Source organism: Isoptericola sp. NPDC019482 (assembly GCF_040632295.1).
In the GTDB taxonomy this organism is placed as follows: domain Bacteria; phylum Actinomycetota; class Actinomycetes; order Actinomycetales; family Cellulomonadaceae; genus Isoptericola.
Genome location: NZ_JBEYBQ010000005.1, coordinates 1 through 14,643 on the forward strand (window position 1 = coordinate 1; position 14,643 = coordinate 14,643).

The window sequence follows — 14,643 nt, forward strand, 5'->3', positions numbered from 1 at the left end:
CACTTTCCCCGGGCCCCGGCCGCCCGCCCCCCCCCCCCCCGCGTGTTGGCGCCCCCTTTCCCGTGCACTTCGGGCGTCCCTCTCCCCCCCGAAATCGCGCTCACAACACCTCGGGGTGGTCAGGCGAGGAGGTCGAGGTCGGCCTCGGTGTCGACGTCGCGGCCGTCGCCGGGGTGCACGACGACGTCGATGAGGTCGGCGTGCGCGCGGAGGAACGCGCGGGCCCCGGCATCGCCGACGGCGCTCGCGGCCGCCGTCTCGGCGAGCGCGGCGTCCAGCACGAGCGGGTGGGCCCAGCGCGGCCGGCGCTGCTCGGGTGCGGCGTGGTCGGGGGCTGCTGCGCCGGCCCACCGCGAGGCGGTGACGCGGCCGGGGCGGTGCGCGGCGAGCAGGCGCGCGACGTCGTCGGGCGTGACGCCGGGCTGGTCGACGTGCGCGACGACGACGCGCGCCGGAGTCTCGCCGCCGCGGGGCTCCAGGGCCGCCGCGACGCCCGTCCGCAGCGACGACGCCATGCCCGTGGCCCAGTCGTCGTTGACGACCACGCGGGCCGCGCCGAGGTCGGCGGCGACCGCGACCCGTGAGGCCTCGGCGCCGAGCACGACGACGACCTCGTCGCAGCCGCCGTCACACAGCACGCCCGCGACGTGCTCCACGAGCGGCCGACCGCCGTGGGCCAGGAGCGCCTTCGGGCCGCGGCCAAGCCGGGTGCCCGCGCCCGCGGCGAGCAGCACGGCGACGGTGCGACCCGTCACGAGACCTCGCGCCGCGCGTCGTAGCGCTGCTGGGCCGCGCTGACCTCGTCGACCGAGCCCTCGAGGACGTCGAGGAGCCCGACGAGCCGGTCGGCCACGCGCCGGCCGAGGTCGGTGAGCGAGTACTCGACGTGCGGCGGGATGGTGGTGCGGACCTCGCGCACGACCATGCCGTCGCGCTCGAGCGTCTGCAGCGTCTGGGCGAGCATCTTCTCGCTCACCCCGTCGATGCGGCGGCGCAGCGCGTTGAAGCGGACGGCTCCGTCGCGCAGCCCGGCCACCGTGAGCACTCCCCAGCGCCCGGTGACCGCCTCCAGCGCCTGGCGCGACGTGCAGCCGCGCGAGAACACGTCGGCGATCATCGCGTCGGTCGGGCCGGCGTCGACAGGGTCGACAGTGTCGACGGCGGGGGAGTCGGTGGTCACCGGCCCAGGATACGGCGCAGCCCGCCGGCAGGCACTGTGACGATCACCGCACGCTCTGAGGGTTGGCACTTACGAAAAGTAAGCGCATGCTGGCGGGGCGGTCCGGTCGACGGGCCGGCCGCGAGCCCCACCTGAGCCTGCACCCGAAGGAGCATCACCATGACCATCGCCGTCACCGGCACCAGCGGCCACCTCGGCCGCCTCGTCGTCGAGTCCCTCCTCGCCCGCGGCGCCGCACCCGCGGACGTCGTCGCCCTCGCCCGCTCGACGGCGAAGGTCGCGGACCTCGCGCAGCGCGGCGTCGTCGTCCGCGAGGCCGACTACGACCGCCCGGAGACGCTCGCCCCCGCCCTCGACGGCGTCGAGGTGCTGGTGCTCGTCTCCGGGTCCGCCGTCGGCCAGCGGGTCCGCCAGCACGGCGCCGTGATCGACGCGGCCAAGGGCGCCGGTGTCCGCCGCGTCGTCTACACGAGCGCCCCGCACGCCGACACCTCGCCCCTGGTCCTCGCGCCGGAGCACAAGGCGACCGAGGAGCTGCTCGCGGCGTCCGGCCTGACCACGACGGTGCTGCGCAACGGCTGGTACACCGAGAACTACCTGCCCGACGTCGAGCGGGCCCGGGAGACCGGCGAGATCGTCGCGTCGGTCGGGGACGGCCGCGTCGCCAGCGCGAGCCGCGCCGACTACGCCGAGGCCGCCGCCGTCGTCGCCCTGGCCGACGACGGCGCCCACGACGACGCGGTCTACGAGCTCGGCGGGGACGTCGCCTGGGACTTCGACGAGCTCGCCCGCACCGTGACGGAGGTGCTCGGCCGTCCGGTGACCTACCGCCCGGTCGAGCCCGACGAGCAGCGCGCGGCCCTGCTCGCCGCGGGTCTCGACGAGGGCACGGCCGGGTTCCTCGTCGCGCTGGACGCGGACACCCGCGCCGGGCTGCTGGCGGAGACGACGGGCGTGCTCGCCGGGCTGATCGGCCGCCCGACCACGCCGCTGGCCGAGGGCCTGCGCCGGGGCCTGCAGGCCTGAGCGCCCGCGCGTCACCGCTCCGGCCGGCGCCTCGTCGTCCCGCCGACCCTCCGCCGTTCGCGGAGGGGCCGGCGGGGATAATCGCCCCGTGGACCTCGAGAACACCTGCCGTGCGTTCGTCGCGGTCAGCGAGCGGCGCAGCTTCACCGGCGCGGCGGCGGCGATCGGCGTGCCGCAGCCGGTGGTCAGCCGCCGCGTCGCCGCCCTCGAGGCGCACCTCGGGGGGAGCCTGTTCGACCGCACGACGCGCGAGGTGTTCCTCACGGAGCTGGGCCGCCGGCTGCTCCCGGCCGCCGAGCGCGTCGTCGAGGCGGCGGACGACCTGCGGGCGGCGGCGACCATGCGCGAGGCGCCGCCCCTGCGCCTCGTGATCCCGGAGGACCTCTCGCCGACGGTCACGGCCACGCTGATCGGTGACGCCCGGCAGGCGGGGGTCGTGCTGCGGCCGCTGCCCGCCCCTCCGGCACGACGCGTCGAGCTGGTGCGCGACTCGCGCGCGGACGCCGCGCTCGTCGTGGCCACGGCCGGAGCGGCACGCTGGGCCGCCCCGCTGGGCTGGGGCGGGGGCGGCCCGCGCGGCGGGGCGCGGGTGTACCTCGACGAGCTGTCCCCGCGCCGTGGCGACCCCGGGCCGCCCCGGCGCGTGTGGGTGACGCCGGAGGACGACAACGCCCTCGTCGGCGACGCCCTGGCCCGGCACGCCGTCGCCGCAGGCTGTCTGCCGCAGCAGGTGCGGGTTTCCCCGCTGGTCCCCGCGCTGGCCGCGGTGACGACCAGCGAGGACCTGCTGCTCTGCACCCCGGTGCAGGCGCGCGAGCTGGGGCTCTCCTGGACGTCGCCGGGCGGCGTCGACCTCGCTCGTACCCACCGCCTGGAGCTGCGTCCGGGTGATCCGGCGGGGGCGGCCTCCGTCATGGACGCCCTGGCCGAGGCGGTCGCGCTCGCCCTCGGGGCCACCGAGGTCACCGCGTGATCGCTGGAGCGGCCGCGGCGAGCGAGGTCCGGCGGGTGCGGCACGAGCTCGCCGAGGCAGGCCTGACCGCGGGGATCCTCGTCCGTGACCTCGACTCCGGTCGGGAGGTCGGCGTCGACCCGCACCTCGAGCTCCCGGTCGCCTCCCTCGTCAAGGTCCCGATAGCCCTCGCGACGCTCGAGCGGATCCGTCGCGGGGAGCTCGACCCCGCCTCGACGGTGGTGGTCGACCCGGGGCGTGCGACGACCACCGGGCCGCCGGGCATCACGCGGTTCAGGCACCCCGCGTCGGTGGCCCTCGACGACCTGCTCTACCTGGCCGTCTCGCTGAGCGACAGCAGCGCCTGTGACGCGCTGCTCGCCCTGACCCCTCCCGCCCACGTCGGCCGGGTGCTGCGCGAGCTCCGGGTGCCGGACGTCGAGATCCGGCACGGTCTCGGCGAGCTGGACGACACCCCGGCGGAGGCGCTGGAGCGCTTCGCGCCAGGACTCGGGCACGCCTTCGCGGCGCTGGCGAGCACGGCGAGCGGCGGGAGCGTGATCCGGTCGCTCGACGTCTCGGTGTCGACGACATCCTCGGCGCGCGATCTGGCCGACCTCCTCGGCGCGGTCTGGGCCCCGCACCGGCTTGACCCCGCGGTGTCCGGCCGGCTGCGCGAGCTGCTCGCCGCCAACGTGCACCGGCAGCGCCTGGCGCCCGAGTTCGACCGCGACTCGTCCACCTGGTCGTCCAAGACGGGCACCGTGCTCAACCTGCGGCACGAGGCGGGGGTCGTCGAGCACGCGGACGGCGGCCGGCTCGTCGTCGTCGTCCTCAGCCGGTCCAGCGTGGCGGCAGGGGCGCAGCCGGCCGCGGAGATGGCGCTGGGTCGTGCAGCTCGTCGGCTGCACGACCTGGTGCGCCGCACCGCACCCCCGGCACGCCTGTGATCCCGCCGTCCCCTCAGAGCAGGTCGAGCGGCGTCCGGTAGTCGGGCACGACGACGCGGGTCCGGGGCGATGCGCGTCGGATCGCGGCCACCGTGGCACGCAGCCGGTCGGCCGTCCCGTGGTCCTGCACGGTGGGCGGGTCGGTCGGCGCGGCCTCGAAGTGGTCCCAGTGGACGGGGACGACCAGCCGCGGCCCACCGAGGACGTCCATGAGCCGGGAGGCGTACTCGTGGGTGACGTCGTTGGCCGGCACCGGCACGGCGACCGCGTCGGGCCGCAGCCCGCGCAACGACACGTCGTCGAAGTCGCTCGCCCCCAGGAGCAGCACGCTGCGGCCCGACGGCGCGCGGAGCAGGTAGGCGAGGGTGTCGCCCTCCGGCAGGTCGGCGACGGTCGCGGGGCGCTCCGGGACCGCGTGGCGCACTCCGGGGAACAAGACCCCACCGTTGCCGGACCGGCTGTGCAACGACCGGACGGCGCGGACCACCAGGTCGGCCAGCACGATCTCCTCGCCGCCCTTGAGCACCGCGAGCTGGTCGTCGGCCACGCCGAAGGACCGCGCGAGGTGATAGCCCGTCAGGGTGGTGAACACCGTGCCGCCCCGCGTCGCGGCGATGTGCGGGACGTCGCCGAAGTGGTCCCAGTGGGTGTGCGTGACCAGGGTCGCGGTGACGCGGCGGGCCGGCTCGGGCCGCCCCAGGACGTCGTCGATCGCCGCCGGGTCGACCGTGAGCTGCGTGCCGCGGTCGAACCGTCCCTTCGCCAGCCCGGTGTCGAACCGGGTGAGGTAGGGGTCGATCAGCAGGTGGGCGCGCGGCGTGCGGACCTGCCAGCCCGCCACGCCGAGCCAGCGGAACGCGGCGAAGCCGGTCGTGCCTCGGTCCGGCGTCCGCGGCGCGGCGAGGGCGGGGGCACCGGTCAGCGCCCCGGCAGCGGCGGTTCCGGCCATGCCGAACAGGGTCCGGCGGCGGACGGTCGGGGTCATGTCAGTCTCCTCGGGTCGTCGGGGCCACGACCGTGCCACCTCGCGATCGATGCCCGCCAAGACTCGAGACGGTCCTTTCATGCGCTTCGGGCATGAGTGGTCAGGTCGGTGCCGCGCGGACGTGTCCGCGCCTCCGGTGCTGCACTCCCTACACTCGCCCGGTGCGTCGTGTGCTGAGCCGTTGGGTGGACCCGTTCGTCGTCACGCTGGTCGTGGTGATGGTGCTGGGGCTGGTGGTGCCCGTCGGCCCGGGCGTGCAGCAGGTCGTCGACGTCGCGGCGGACGTCGCGGTGACGGTCCTGTTCCTCGTCTACGGCGCGCGGCTTTCGACCCGCGAGGTGTGGGCGGGGCTGCGCAACTGGCGCCTGCAGGGCGGCATCCTCGTCGCCACGTACGTGCTCTTCCCGGTGCTCGGCCTCGTCGTCGCGTGGGCGATCACCCCGCTGGTCGGCGCGCCGCTCGCCGCGGGGATGCTGTACCTGTCCCTGCTGCCGTCGACGGTGCAGTCGTCGGTGGCGTTCACGTCCGTGGCGCGCGGCAACGTCGCGGGCGCCATCTGCGGCGCCACCGTGTCCAACGTGCTCGGCATGGTGCTCACCCCGCTGCTGGTGCTGTGGCTCATGACCGACGCCGACGGCGGCGCCGGCGCCACGGCCGGGCACGGCCTCGACGGGCTGCAGACCGTGCTGCTGCAGCTGCTGCTGCCGTTCGTCGTGGGCCAGCTGCTGCAGCCGTGGGTGGGCGACTGGGTCCGCGCCCGCCGCTGGCTCACCCTGTCCGTCGACCGCGGCACGATCCTGATCGTCGTGTTCTCCGCCGTCGCGGCGGCGAGCTCCGCGGGCGTCTGGGCCGGCACCTCCGGGTGGGCGATCGTCGTGCTGCTCGTGGTGAGCGGGGTGTTCCTGGCGATCATGCTCGGCCTCACGTGGTGGGGCGGGGCCGCGCTCAAGCTGCCCGCCGAGGACCGGATCGCGCTGCTCATGTGCGGGTCCAAGAAGTCCCTCGCCACCGGCCTGCCCATGGCCAGCGTGCTGTTCCCCGTCGCCGCGGCCGGCGTGATCGCGATCCCGGTGATCATCTTCCACCAGCTCCAGCTCGTGGTCTGCGCCGTGCTCGCCCGCCGCCTCGCCCTCCGCGACTGACGCCTGCTGCGAGCACCGGGAGTGCTGCCTAGCGTCGAGGGCATGGCGAAGGACGACGACGGCGAGCGGTGGTCGCAGGACGTCACCGAGCACTCCGACGCGCTCGACCTGGAGGACGACGTCTTCACCTGGGACGACCCGGCGCGTATCGCCGCGTCCCTGAAGCGGTCCGCCGAGGCGAGCGACCGACGCAAGGGCTCGGCGTACCAGTCGGCCATGTCGATGCTGACGTTCTACGTCAACCGGGCCGGCAAGAACCTCCCCGCCGCGCAGCGCGACGTCCTCGAGCGGGCGAAGGACGAGCTGCGCGCGGCGTTCGGCCGGGAGTGACCGTCGACGTGCGGCGCAGATTGCACAGACATGTCGCTGCGCCCTGCACGAACCCGGACGCACCGCGCGCGACGTGCGAAGTTCCCGCGTGGTTCCCGCTGCACGCTACGACTGCCCCTGCTGCGACCGCGTCACAACCCCCGCACGGGGTTCTGAACCAGCCGGGGGTTGTGAAGCGGGTTGTGAACGGCGTGTCGCCCGCGCGTCGAGCGCGCGGTCCGGCCATGTCAGAAACGGTCGGTTCTGAACAGTGTTGCACGTGACACGCGGGGCTGGCGTGGTCCCCGAAATTCCCACTCCTGGCCGACTGGCCAACTTGAGGCCTACAGGCTACCTTGGCCATATGGCCAAAGGTTCGAGTGGTATTTCACGGAAGCAGATGCGGGTCGCTGATCGTCGCCGGCTCTTGGTCGAGGCGGCGTTGCGTGTGATGGCTCGCGAGGGCGTCGCGGCCGCTTCGACGCGGGCGATCACGCAGGAGGCGGGGATGCCGCACGGGGCGTTCCACTACTGCTTCGAGGGCAAGCAAGACCTCTACCGCGCGCTGCTGGCCGCGGAGATCGATGTCGATCTTGACGCCCTCTGGGCTTCCGTCGTGCCCTCCGCAGCCCCGGCGGACGTCCTCGAGGCGCTGCTCCTGGCGCAGTGGACGCCTATCGAGGCCGACCCTGATGCCCAGTTGGTCCTCTTCGAGCTCGGTGAGCTGGCCCTGCGTGACCCTGACCTGCGCGAGCTGGCCGAGTGGGAGCAGCGGGCTGCCGTCGACAAGGCCACCGAAGCCCTCGAACGCCTCGTCACCGACCTGAGTTGGACCCTCGCCAGGCCCCCGCGCGCCGTAGCGCAACTGACCGTCGCCACGGTCGACGGCGTGGCGCGCGCCTGGCTGCGTCATCGAGACGACGACCAGGCACGTGCCACGCTGAGCGACCTTGCCAGCCTTCTTGCCACGTTCGTCGCTCAGAACGGAACCGACCTGTGAACGTCACCTACCGCGACTACCGGGCTGCCGACGCCGAGGCGGTCAAGACCATCCTCGACGAGGCATTCGCCATCGTGGCCACCGTCGGAGCCGCGCACCTGCGCGAGCCCGCCCGGGAGGTCTACCTCCGCGATCGCCTGGCCACCTCCACCTGGGCCCAGGTCGCAGAGGCTGACGGAAACGTGGTCGGCATCATCTGCGGCCGCATCCCCGGCCAGTCCTCCCTGCCCGGCCACTGGGGCCACCGCCTGGCCACCGTTGCCAGCGTGGCCCGCGCCGTCATCACCGGCATCGCCCAGTACAAGTCCCTGGCGAAGTACCCCCGCCTGGCGGCCTCATGCGTCGAGCTCCGCAAGCGGACCGCCGCGCCGACCACCGATGAGCTCACCCTGTTCGCCGTCGCCGCAGACACGCGCGGCCTGGGTGTGGGGCGCGGCCTGTACGAGCGGTTCTGCGACTACCTGCGCGACCACGGCCGCACCGACTACTTCCTGTACACCGACGACAAGTCCTCCTACGGCTTCTACGAGTCCCGAGGAATGACCCGCGCCGCCACCAAGGACATCAGGTATCGGTACAACGGCAAGCCATCGGTCTTGAAGACCATGCTCTACACCGGATCGCTCTGACGCCTGGCCCTCGCGATGCCTTCGGAGGCCACGGAGACCTTGGCCTCAACCACCCCCACCGCACCGATGCGGCCGCGGCCGGCGCCCGGTGTGCTCTCTCGGCCCCGGTCGTCCTGAGCTCGACGGGCGCGACTCAGATCTGACCGATGAGCGCTCACGAGCACTCTCGGCGCCCGCGGCCGGTCCCACCAAGGTCACTCGGAAGGGCAGCCGGCCAGCGCGACCGCCGAGGTTTGAGACCTCCAGAACCCGATTTTGACGTGCCTCAGAATCGGTGGTTTCTGACGCGTGTCTCTTGAACGTGCTGCGACCGTGGAGCGTTGAACTGCGCACCCTCACCCCTTGGTCAAGAGCGGGTGCATTGCCGGCGGATCGTGCAATCTACGATGCATCTCGACAGTGACCTCATCCTCGACGGACTGGACGCCGCCCCTAGACTGGCTCGCACGCACCGGACGACGACGTCGGGAGGTCGCGGTGGAGCGCTCGGCCGCCTCGGTGGCGCGCGGGGACAGGGCCCGCGCGGCAGCCGCGCGTCGTGATCCGCGCACCGTGCGCGCGGCGTACGAGCGCTTCCTCGGCACGGGCGAGCCGCCCGGCGGCATCGACCCCGTCGTCGCCGACTCGTGGCGCCGGTCCCTGCGCAGCGGCGTCGACCCGGACACACCGCACCCCCAGGTCGCGCTCGGCGACGCCGAGCTCGCCGCGTACCGCGCCGCCCACCCGCTCGCCGCGGTCATGCCCGTGGTGCGCGAGCTCGTGGTCGACGGCGCGGCCGACGACGGGCTCGTCGTCGCGGTCTCCGACGAGATCGGGCGGCTGCTCTGGGTGGAGGGCAACCGGCGGCTGCGCGGCACCGTGGAACGGGTGGGGTTCGTGGAGGGCGCGGTGTGGGGCGAGGAGAGCGTCGGCACCAACGCGCCGGGGACGGCGCTCGCGACCCGCCGCGCCGTCCAGGTGATCGGCGCCGAGCACTTCTCACGCCCCGTGCAGGAGCTCAGCTGCGCTGCCGCGCCGATCCGCGACCCCCGCACCGGACGGGTGGTCGGCGTGCTCGACGTCACCGGGCGCCGGGCGGCGGCGACGCACGTCGTGCTGTCGCTCGTGCGGGCCACCGTCGCCACCGTGGAGCGCGAGCTCGCGACCCGCGCCGGCGCGGCCCCGCACCCGTCCGGCATCGCGCCGGTCGACCTCCGTGTGCTCGGCCGCCCGCTGCTGCGGACGCCCGCGGGGGACCGGCCGCTGTCGCTGCGGCACGCCGAGATCCTGCTGCTGCTCGCGGAGCACCCGCGCGGCCTGGCCGCCGACGAGCTCGCCGTGCTGCTGCACCCCGGCGAGCTGTCCGACGTCACCGTGCGGGCCGAGGTCTCCCGGCTGCGGCACGTCGCGGGTTCGCTGCTCGCCGGGTCGCGGCCCTACCGGCTCGCCCGCCCCCTGCACACCGACGCCGACGACGTGCGCGCGGCCCTCGCTACCGGCGACGTCGGCGCCGCCGTCGACGCCTACGCGCCGCTGCTGCCGCGGTCCGTGGCCCCCGGCGTCGAGCAGCTGCGGGCGGAGCTCTCCGCGGAGGTGCGCGCCGCCGTCCTGGCCGCCGGCGACCCCGACGCCCTGGACGCCTGGGTGCGCGGCGCCGACGGCGCCGACGACCACGCCGCCTGGACCCGCCTGCTCGGCGTCGCCCCTGCCGGCAGCCCGCAGGCCGTGCGCGCCCGCGCCCGTGCGGGGCTGCTGGACGAGACCCTCTCGTGACGGCCTGACTGCAACGGGGCTGCAACCCTGAGCCTCCTACCGTCGCGTCCATCGCGGCGCGACGAGGCGCCGCACGTGCGAGGAGGCAGCATGACCGTCTACGCAGCCCCCGGCCAGCCCGGGGCGATCGCCGAGTACCGCGCGCGGTACGACCACTGGATCGGCGGGGAGTACGTGCCGCCGTCGAGCGGCCAGTACTTCGAGAACCCCAGCCCGGTCACCGGCCAGACCTTCACCGAGGTGGCGCGCGGCAACGCCGACGATATCGAGCGCGCCCTCGACGCCGCGCACGGCGCGGCGCCCGCGTGGGGGCGCACGTCCGTCACCGAGCGGGCGAACGTGCTCAACAGGATCGCCGACCGGATGGAGGCGAACCTCGAGAAGATCGCCGTCGCGGAGACGTGGGAGAACGGCAAGCCCGTCCGCGAGACCCTCGCCGCCGACATCCCGCTCGCCATCGACCACTTCCGCTACTTCGCGGGCGCCATCCGCGCGCAGGAGGGGTCGATCTCCGAGATCGACGAGGACACGATCGCGTACCACTTCCACGAGCCGCTCGGCGTCGTCGGGCAGATCATCCCGTGGAACTTCCCGATCCTCATGGCCACGTGGAAGCTGGCGCCGGCGCTCGCGGCGGGCAACGCCGTCGTGCTCAAGCCGGCCGAGCAGACGCCGGCGTCGATCCTGTTCCTCATGGACCTCATCGGCGACCTGCTGCCGCCCGGCGTCGTCAACGTCGTCAACGGGTTCGGCGTCGAGGCGGGAAAGCCGCTCGCGTCGAGCTCGCGCATCCGCAAGATCGCGTTCACGGGCGAGACGACGACCGGGCGCCTGATCATGCAGTACGCGTCGCAGAACATCATCCCGGTCACGTTGGAGCTGGGCGGCAAGAGCCCGAACATCTTCTTCTCGGACGTCGCGTCGGCCAGGGACGACTACTACGACAAGGCGCTCGAGGGGTTCACGATGTTCGCCCTCAACCAGGGGGAGGTGTGCACCTGCCCGTCGCGCGCGCTGATCCAGGCGGACATCTACGACCAGTTCCTCGGCGACGCGCTGGAGCGCACGAAGGCGGTCAAGCAGGGCAACCCGCTGGACACCGACACGATGATCGGCGCGCAGGCGAGCAACGACCAGCTCGAGAAGATCCTGTCGTACATCGACATCGGCAAGGCGGAGGGCGCCAAGGTGCTCACGGGCGGGCACCGGGCCGAGCTCGACGGCGACCTCGCCGGCGGCTACTACGTGACGCCCACCGTGTTCGAGGGCAAGAACTCGATGCGGATCTTCCAGGAGGAGATCTTCGGCCCGGTCGTGTCCGTGACGGAGTTCGCGGACTTCGACGACGCCATGAAGATCGCCAACGACACCCTCTACGGCCTGGGCGCCGGCGTCTGGTCCCGGCAGGGCGAGACGGCGTACCGCGCCGGCCGCACGATCGAGGCCGGGCGCGTGTGGACGAACTGCTACCACGCCTACCCCGCGGCCGCGGCGTTCGGCGGGTACAAGGGGTCCGGCGTCGGGCGCGAGAACCACAAGATGATGCTCGACCACTACCAGCAGACCAAGAACCTCCTGGTCAGCTACTCGGGCCAGAAGCTCGGGTTCTTCTAGGCCGGCGGAGGGGACGATGAGCGACGACGGGGTCTCCCGTGTCGCCGTGACCGACGCCGCGGCCGGGCTCCTCGCCCGGCTGCGGCGTCAGCACGGCGAGCTGATGTTCCACCAGTCCGGCGGCTGCTGCGACGGTTCCAGCCCGATGTGCTACCCGGACGGCGACTTCCTGCTCGGCGACGCCGACGTGCACCTGGGCGACCTGCGCCTCGTCGACGGGCCGGACGACGCGCCCGGCGCGACGGGGGAGGAGTTCACCGTGCCGGTCTGGATGAGCCGCGCGCAGTTCGAGTACTGGCAGCACACCCACCTGACGATCGACGTGGTGCCCGGCCGCGGGGCGGGGTTCAGCGTCGAGGCGCCCGAGGGCGTGCGGTTCCTCATCCGGTCGCGGCTGCTCACCGACGCGGAGTGGTCCGCGCCGCACTGAGGATCACCAGCCGGCGAACCGCCCGACGGCGACGAACGCGGCGGCCAGCAGCAGGAGCACGTTGACCCACAGCTGCGCCAGCTCGCGGCGGCGGACGTGCACCGCGATCGCCAGCGCCTGCAGCACCACGAGGCACGTCGCAGCCGTCGGCGTGAGCCACGGCTGGACGCCGGTGGCCAGCGGGAGGATCAGCCCCAGCGCGCCCGCGATCTCCGCCAGGCCGATGAGGCGCACCACCAGCACGGGGAAGTCGTCCACCCACCCCATGCCGGTGCGGAGCCGGTCGCGGCGACGGGTGAGCTTGGCGACACCCACCGCCAGGTAGAGCAGGGCCAGCAGCCCGGCGGCGACCCACAGTCCGATGTTCATCGTGCCTCCTCGCGGCAGCAGCTCGTCGGCGGGGCGGCGGCGGTGCCAGGTGTCGTGCACGGTGTGGAGCGGCGACGCCGTCGTACCTGCTGGGAACCTAGCGCGGCCACGACGCGACAGGAACGACCGCGCCCGTGGTGTCGGAGGGTCGGCGCCCGATATGTTCTCCCGGTGACCCGAGAGACCCTCCCCTCCCTGTCGGCGCTGCCCGCGTGGCTCGTGCCCTCCGTGTACCTGCACTGGTCGGCCGACTGGCTGACGGAGTCCGTCGCGATCGCGACCCGCTCGCCGGAGCACCGGCTGCCAGCGGGCCCGGACGGTCCGCAGCGCGGGGACGTGGTCGTCACGGTGCTCGGCGACGCCGGCGTGGTCGCCGCCGTCGAGCTCATGGGCGCCAGCGACGGCGAGAGCTGGGTGAGCGACGACCTGTTCGGCCCCGACCGGCCGATCGTGTGGGCCGACCTGTTCGAGGGGGCCGACACGTACACCGGCACGTCCGGCTGGCTGCCGCCCGAGCACGCCCGGCTCGTGCTCGACGGCGTCGCGGAGCAGTTCCGCGGCGGCCCGGTGCACACGCTGGACCCGGGCGACTGCGGCGCCGGTGCCACCGGCCCCGACGTGCATGCCCTGCGCATCCTGGGCCACCGCGCCGTCACGGGCTGGTCGATGCGCCGCGAGGAGCGCTGCGCCACCTGCGAGCGGTTCGTCGACGTGCACCGCATGCAGGCCCACGACGACGGCGCCGTCCGCCTCGGCACCACCACCGCCGGGGGGCGCACGCTCGAGCAGCTCGTGCGCGACGTGCACCTGCTGTGCGGCCAGTGCCACGACCTGCTGCACGCGCACACCGTGGCGTCGCAGCGCGCGCGGATGCGCCCGCAGTGCCCGGGCTGCGGCGCGCGCGGCAAGACCAAGCGGATCGTGTGGGGCATGACCTTCCAGGACGACGTGATGAACGCCGAGCCGGATGTCGTCTACGGCGGCTTCGAGGTGCCCGTGCCCACCCCCGAGTGGTACTGCACGGAGTGCCACGCGAACTTCGCGAGCAGCGTCATCGCCTCCCGCGCCCTCACCCCGGCGGACCGCGGCGGCGCGAACGCCCTGCCCGCCACCGGGTCGCTCACCGTGGTGCCCGACCTGCCGGAGGACGAGCCCGCGGCCTGAACCGTCCCGGGGCGTCAGGCCGCGGCCGGCGCGGTGGCGCGCCGTCGCCGGCGCACCAGCCCGTGCTCCGCGGGCGGGACGAACGGCGCGAGCAGCAGCGGCATGCCGGCCTCCAGCGGGGTGCGGTCGGCCTTGCGCCCGTTGCACGGCTCGCACGCGGCGACGAGGTTGAGCCACGACGAGTCGCCGCCGCGGGAGCGGGGGATCACGTGGTCGACCGTCTCCGCGGGGCCGCCGCAGTAGGCGCAGACGCCGTCGCGACGCTTCACGCCGTCCTTGGTGACCGCCGGCCGCCCCGCGCCGCGGTACCGCCAGCGCATCGCGACGTACCGCACCAGGCGCAGCACACGAGGCATCGGGTACGGGCCGAAGCGGTGGCCCTCCACCGCCTCCTCGACCACCGCGACCTCCCGGACGAGCATCGTGATGGCGTGCTTGACCGACACACGGTGCAGGGGCTCGTAGCCCGCGTTGAGCACCAGGACGTCGGCCACGGCTCCGCTCCCTCCACCCTCGGTCCGGCCAGCCGGGCATGCCGTGTGAATCCGGTCACAGCATGCTGCCGAGGTGAAAGTATGCCGCCGAGGCGCGGAAGTCCAGGGCAAAGGCCGGCCAGGTGGCGGACGACGGAGGATCCTGAGAGTCTCAGCGTCGCCCACGTTCACCTCGCTCGTCGGGGTCGTGCAGCGTAGTTGTGGGAAGAGCGCTCTCAGATCTCGGAGTGGGCGGTGTCGAGGAAGAACGCCGCGAAGTCGGCCGGGAGCGAGCGCTCGTAACCGTTCGGTCCTGCCCCGCGAACCAGAAGTGAGTCTCCTCTGATGGCTCCGCCGTACATCCCCACCCCGGCGACCTCGAACAGCGCCGTAGCCCGTTCATTGACGAGGTCCTCGGGCAAGGCTGCATATCTGGAGTTGACGTAGCAGACGACGTCGAGACCGCCGAGGTTGAGATATCCCCCCTCGACAGGGCCGCCCTGAACGTATCGGTAGTAGTTCATCGCGTTCTTCTCGTCCACCGTCACTTCGGTGATCGGTGCCGTGTGATCGTGCGGGAAGTGGAGCGCCTTGATGGACACTTTCAGTCTTCTCCATTCGTCGGTCCTATCGATGCCTGGAAAGTACCGTGCGGGTTGAATGCGCAG

At 73.6% G+C, this 14,643-nt stretch carries 17 protein-coding genes; 11 read left to right on the forward strand and 6 right to left on the reverse strand.

Going from position 1 to position 14,643, the window contains the following annotated elements:
• Nucleotides 1–119: 119 nt before the first annotated feature.
• Both ABZ493_RS05360 and ABZ493_RS05365 read right to left on the reverse strand, forming a co-directional pair.
• Complete coding sequence (locus ABZ493_RS05360; protein WP_430581145.1) at nucleotides 120–755, reverse strand: nucleotidyltransferase family protein; 636 nt, start codon at nucleotides 753–755, stop codon at nucleotides 120–122.
• Nucleotides 752–1,180, reverse strand: a complete 429-nt coding sequence (locus ABZ493_RS05365; RefSeq protein ID WP_430581146.1) for a helix-turn-helix domain-containing protein — start codon at nucleotides 1,178–1,180, stop codon at nucleotides 752–754. The genes ABZ493_RS05360 and ABZ493_RS05365 overlap by 4 nt, the downstream gene beginning before the upstream one ends.
• Before the next feature lie 159 nt (nucleotides 1,181–1,339).
• Here ABZ493_RS05365 and ABZ493_RS05370 point away from each other — a divergent pair, with 159 nt between their 5' ends.
• The 3 genes from ABZ493_RS05370 (at nucleotide 1,340) to ABZ493_RS05380 (ending at nucleotide 4,108) form a co-directional block, all read left to right on the forward strand.
• Complete coding sequence (locus tag ABZ493_RS05370) at nucleotides 1,340–2,206, forward strand: SDR family oxidoreductase (protein ID WP_430581147.1); 867 nt, start codon at nucleotides 1,340–1,342, stop codon at nucleotides 2,204–2,206.
• A gap of 88 nt (nucleotides 2,207–2,294) precedes the next feature.
• Nucleotides 2,295–3,179: a LysR family transcriptional regulator gene (locus ABZ493_RS05375; protein WP_430581148.1), complete on the forward strand. Its 885-nt coding sequence runs from the start codon at nucleotides 2,295–2,297 to the stop codon at nucleotides 3,177–3,179.
• On the forward strand, nucleotides 3,176–4,108 hold the full coding sequence (locus ABZ493_RS05380; RefSeq protein ID WP_430581149.1) for a serine hydrolase: 933 nt from the start codon (nucleotides 3,176–3,178) through the stop codon (nucleotides 4,106–4,108). The genes ABZ493_RS05375 and ABZ493_RS05380 overlap by 4 nt, the downstream gene beginning before the upstream one ends.
• A 13-nt stretch (nucleotides 4,109–4,121) precedes the next feature.
• On the opposite strand, the gene ABZ493_RS05385 is transcribed toward ABZ493_RS05380, so the two are convergent.
• On the reverse strand, nucleotides 4,122–5,093 hold the full coding sequence (locus tag ABZ493_RS05385) for an MBL fold metallo-hydrolase (protein ID WP_430581150.1): 972 nt from the start codon (nucleotides 5,091–5,093) through the stop codon (nucleotides 4,122–4,124).
• 161 nt (nucleotides 5,094–5,254) lie between these two features.
• Between ABZ493_RS05385 and ABZ493_RS05390 the strand changes: the two genes are divergently transcribed.
• The 7 genes from ABZ493_RS05390 (at nucleotide 5,255) to ABZ493_RS05420 (ending at nucleotide 11,969) form a co-directional block, all read left to right on the forward strand.
• Nucleotides 5,255–6,235, forward strand: coding sequence for a bile acid:sodium symporter family protein (locus ABZ493_RS05390; RefSeq protein ID WP_430581151.1), 981 nt, complete (start codon nucleotides 5,255–5,257; stop codon nucleotides 6,233–6,235).
• A gap of 42 nt (nucleotides 6,236–6,277) precedes the next feature.
• On the forward strand, nucleotides 6,278–6,565 hold the full coding sequence (locus ABZ493_RS05395) for a DUF3175 domain-containing protein (RefSeq protein WP_430581152.1): 288 nt from the start codon (nucleotides 6,278–6,280) through the stop codon (nucleotides 6,563–6,565).
• A gap of 343 nt (nucleotides 6,566–6,908) precedes the next feature.
• Nucleotides 6,909–7,544 carry a TetR family transcriptional regulator gene (locus ABZ493_RS05400; RefSeq protein ID WP_430581153.1) on the forward strand — a complete coding sequence of 212 codons (636 nt, stop codon included), beginning with the start codon at nucleotides 6,909–6,911 and terminating at the stop codon, nucleotides 7,542–7,544.
• Entirely contained in the window at nucleotides 7,541–8,173 is a 633-nt protein-coding gene (locus tag ABZ493_RS05405) for a GNAT family N-acetyltransferase (RefSeq protein WP_430581154.1), read from the forward strand. Before ABZ493_RS05400 ends, ABZ493_RS05405 begins: the two co-directional genes overlap by 4 nt.
• Before the next feature lie 477 nt (nucleotides 8,174–8,650).
• A complete protein-coding gene (locus tag ABZ493_RS05410; protein ID WP_430581155.1) occupies nucleotides 8,651–9,925 on the forward strand; it encodes a GAF domain-containing protein in 1,275 nt (424 codons plus the stop codon).
• A 90-nt stretch (nucleotides 9,926–10,015) separates the two neighbouring features.
• Nucleotides 10,016–11,539, forward strand: a complete 1,524-nt coding sequence (locus ABZ493_RS05415; RefSeq protein WP_430581156.1) for an aldehyde dehydrogenase family protein — start codon at nucleotides 10,016–10,018, stop codon at nucleotides 11,537–11,539.
• A gap of 16 nt (nucleotides 11,540–11,555) precedes the next feature.
• Complete coding sequence (locus ABZ493_RS05420) at nucleotides 11,556–11,969, forward strand: DUF779 domain-containing protein (protein WP_430581157.1); 414 nt, start codon at nucleotides 11,556–11,558, stop codon at nucleotides 11,967–11,969.
• A 3-nt stretch (nucleotides 11,970–11,972) separates the two neighbouring features.
• Here ABZ493_RS05420 and ABZ493_RS05425 read toward each other — a convergent pair whose 3' ends face one another.
• Nucleotides 11,973–12,338, reverse strand: coding sequence for a DoxX family protein (locus tag ABZ493_RS05425; protein WP_430581158.1), 366 nt, complete (start codon nucleotides 12,336–12,338; stop codon nucleotides 11,973–11,975).
• Between the two features lie 171 nt (nucleotides 12,339–12,509).
• Between ABZ493_RS05425 and ABZ493_RS05430 the strand changes: the two genes are divergently transcribed.
• A complete protein-coding gene (locus tag ABZ493_RS05430) occupies nucleotides 12,510–13,502 on the forward strand; it encodes a hypothetical protein (protein WP_430581159.1) in 993 nt (330 codons plus the stop codon).
• Between the two features lie 14 nt (nucleotides 13,503–13,516).
• On the opposite strand, the gene ABZ493_RS05435 is transcribed toward ABZ493_RS05430, so the two are convergent.
• Together ABZ493_RS05435 and ABZ493_RS05440 are read right to left on the reverse strand one after the other, a co-directional pair.
• Complete coding sequence (locus tag ABZ493_RS05435) at nucleotides 13,517–13,996, reverse strand: HNH endonuclease (protein ID WP_430581160.1); 480 nt, start codon at nucleotides 13,994–13,996, stop codon at nucleotides 13,517–13,519.
• A 215-nt stretch (nucleotides 13,997–14,211) separates the two neighbouring features.
• On the reverse strand, nucleotides 14,212–14,577 hold the full coding sequence (locus ABZ493_RS05440; RefSeq protein WP_430581161.1) for a hypothetical protein: 366 nt from the start codon (nucleotides 14,575–14,577) through the stop codon (nucleotides 14,212–14,214).
• Nucleotides 14,578–14,643: the final 66 nt, after the last annotated feature.

Coding starts and splice junctions, on each gene's coding strand:
- ABZ493_RS05415 (WP_430581156.1), top strand. CDS start 10,016: ATGACCGTCTACGCAGCCCCCGGCCAGCCCGGGGCGATCGCCGAGTAC.
- ABZ493_RS05370 (WP_430581147.1), top strand. CDS start 1,340: ATGACCATCGCCGTCACCGGCACCAGCGGCCACCTCGGCCGCCTCGTC.
- ABZ493_RS05400 (WP_430581153.1), top strand. CDS start 6,909: ATGGCCAAAGGTTCGAGTGGTATTTCACGGAAGCAGATGCGGGTCGCT.
- ABZ493_RS05420 (WP_430581157.1), top strand. CDS start 11,556: ATGAGCGACGACGGGGTCTCCCGTGTCGCCGTGACCGACGCCGCGGCC.
- ABZ493_RS05425 (WP_430581158.1), bottom strand. CDS start 12,338: ATGAACATCGGACTGTGGGTCGCCGCCGGGCTGCTGGCCCTGCTCTAC.
- ABZ493_RS05395 (WP_430581152.1), top strand. CDS start 6,278: ATGGCGAAGGACGACGACGGCGAGCGGTGGTCGCAGGACGTCACCGAG.
- ABZ493_RS05385 (WP_430581150.1), bottom strand. CDS start 5,093: ATGACCCCGACCGTCCGCCGCCGGACCCTGTTCGGCATGGCCGGAACC.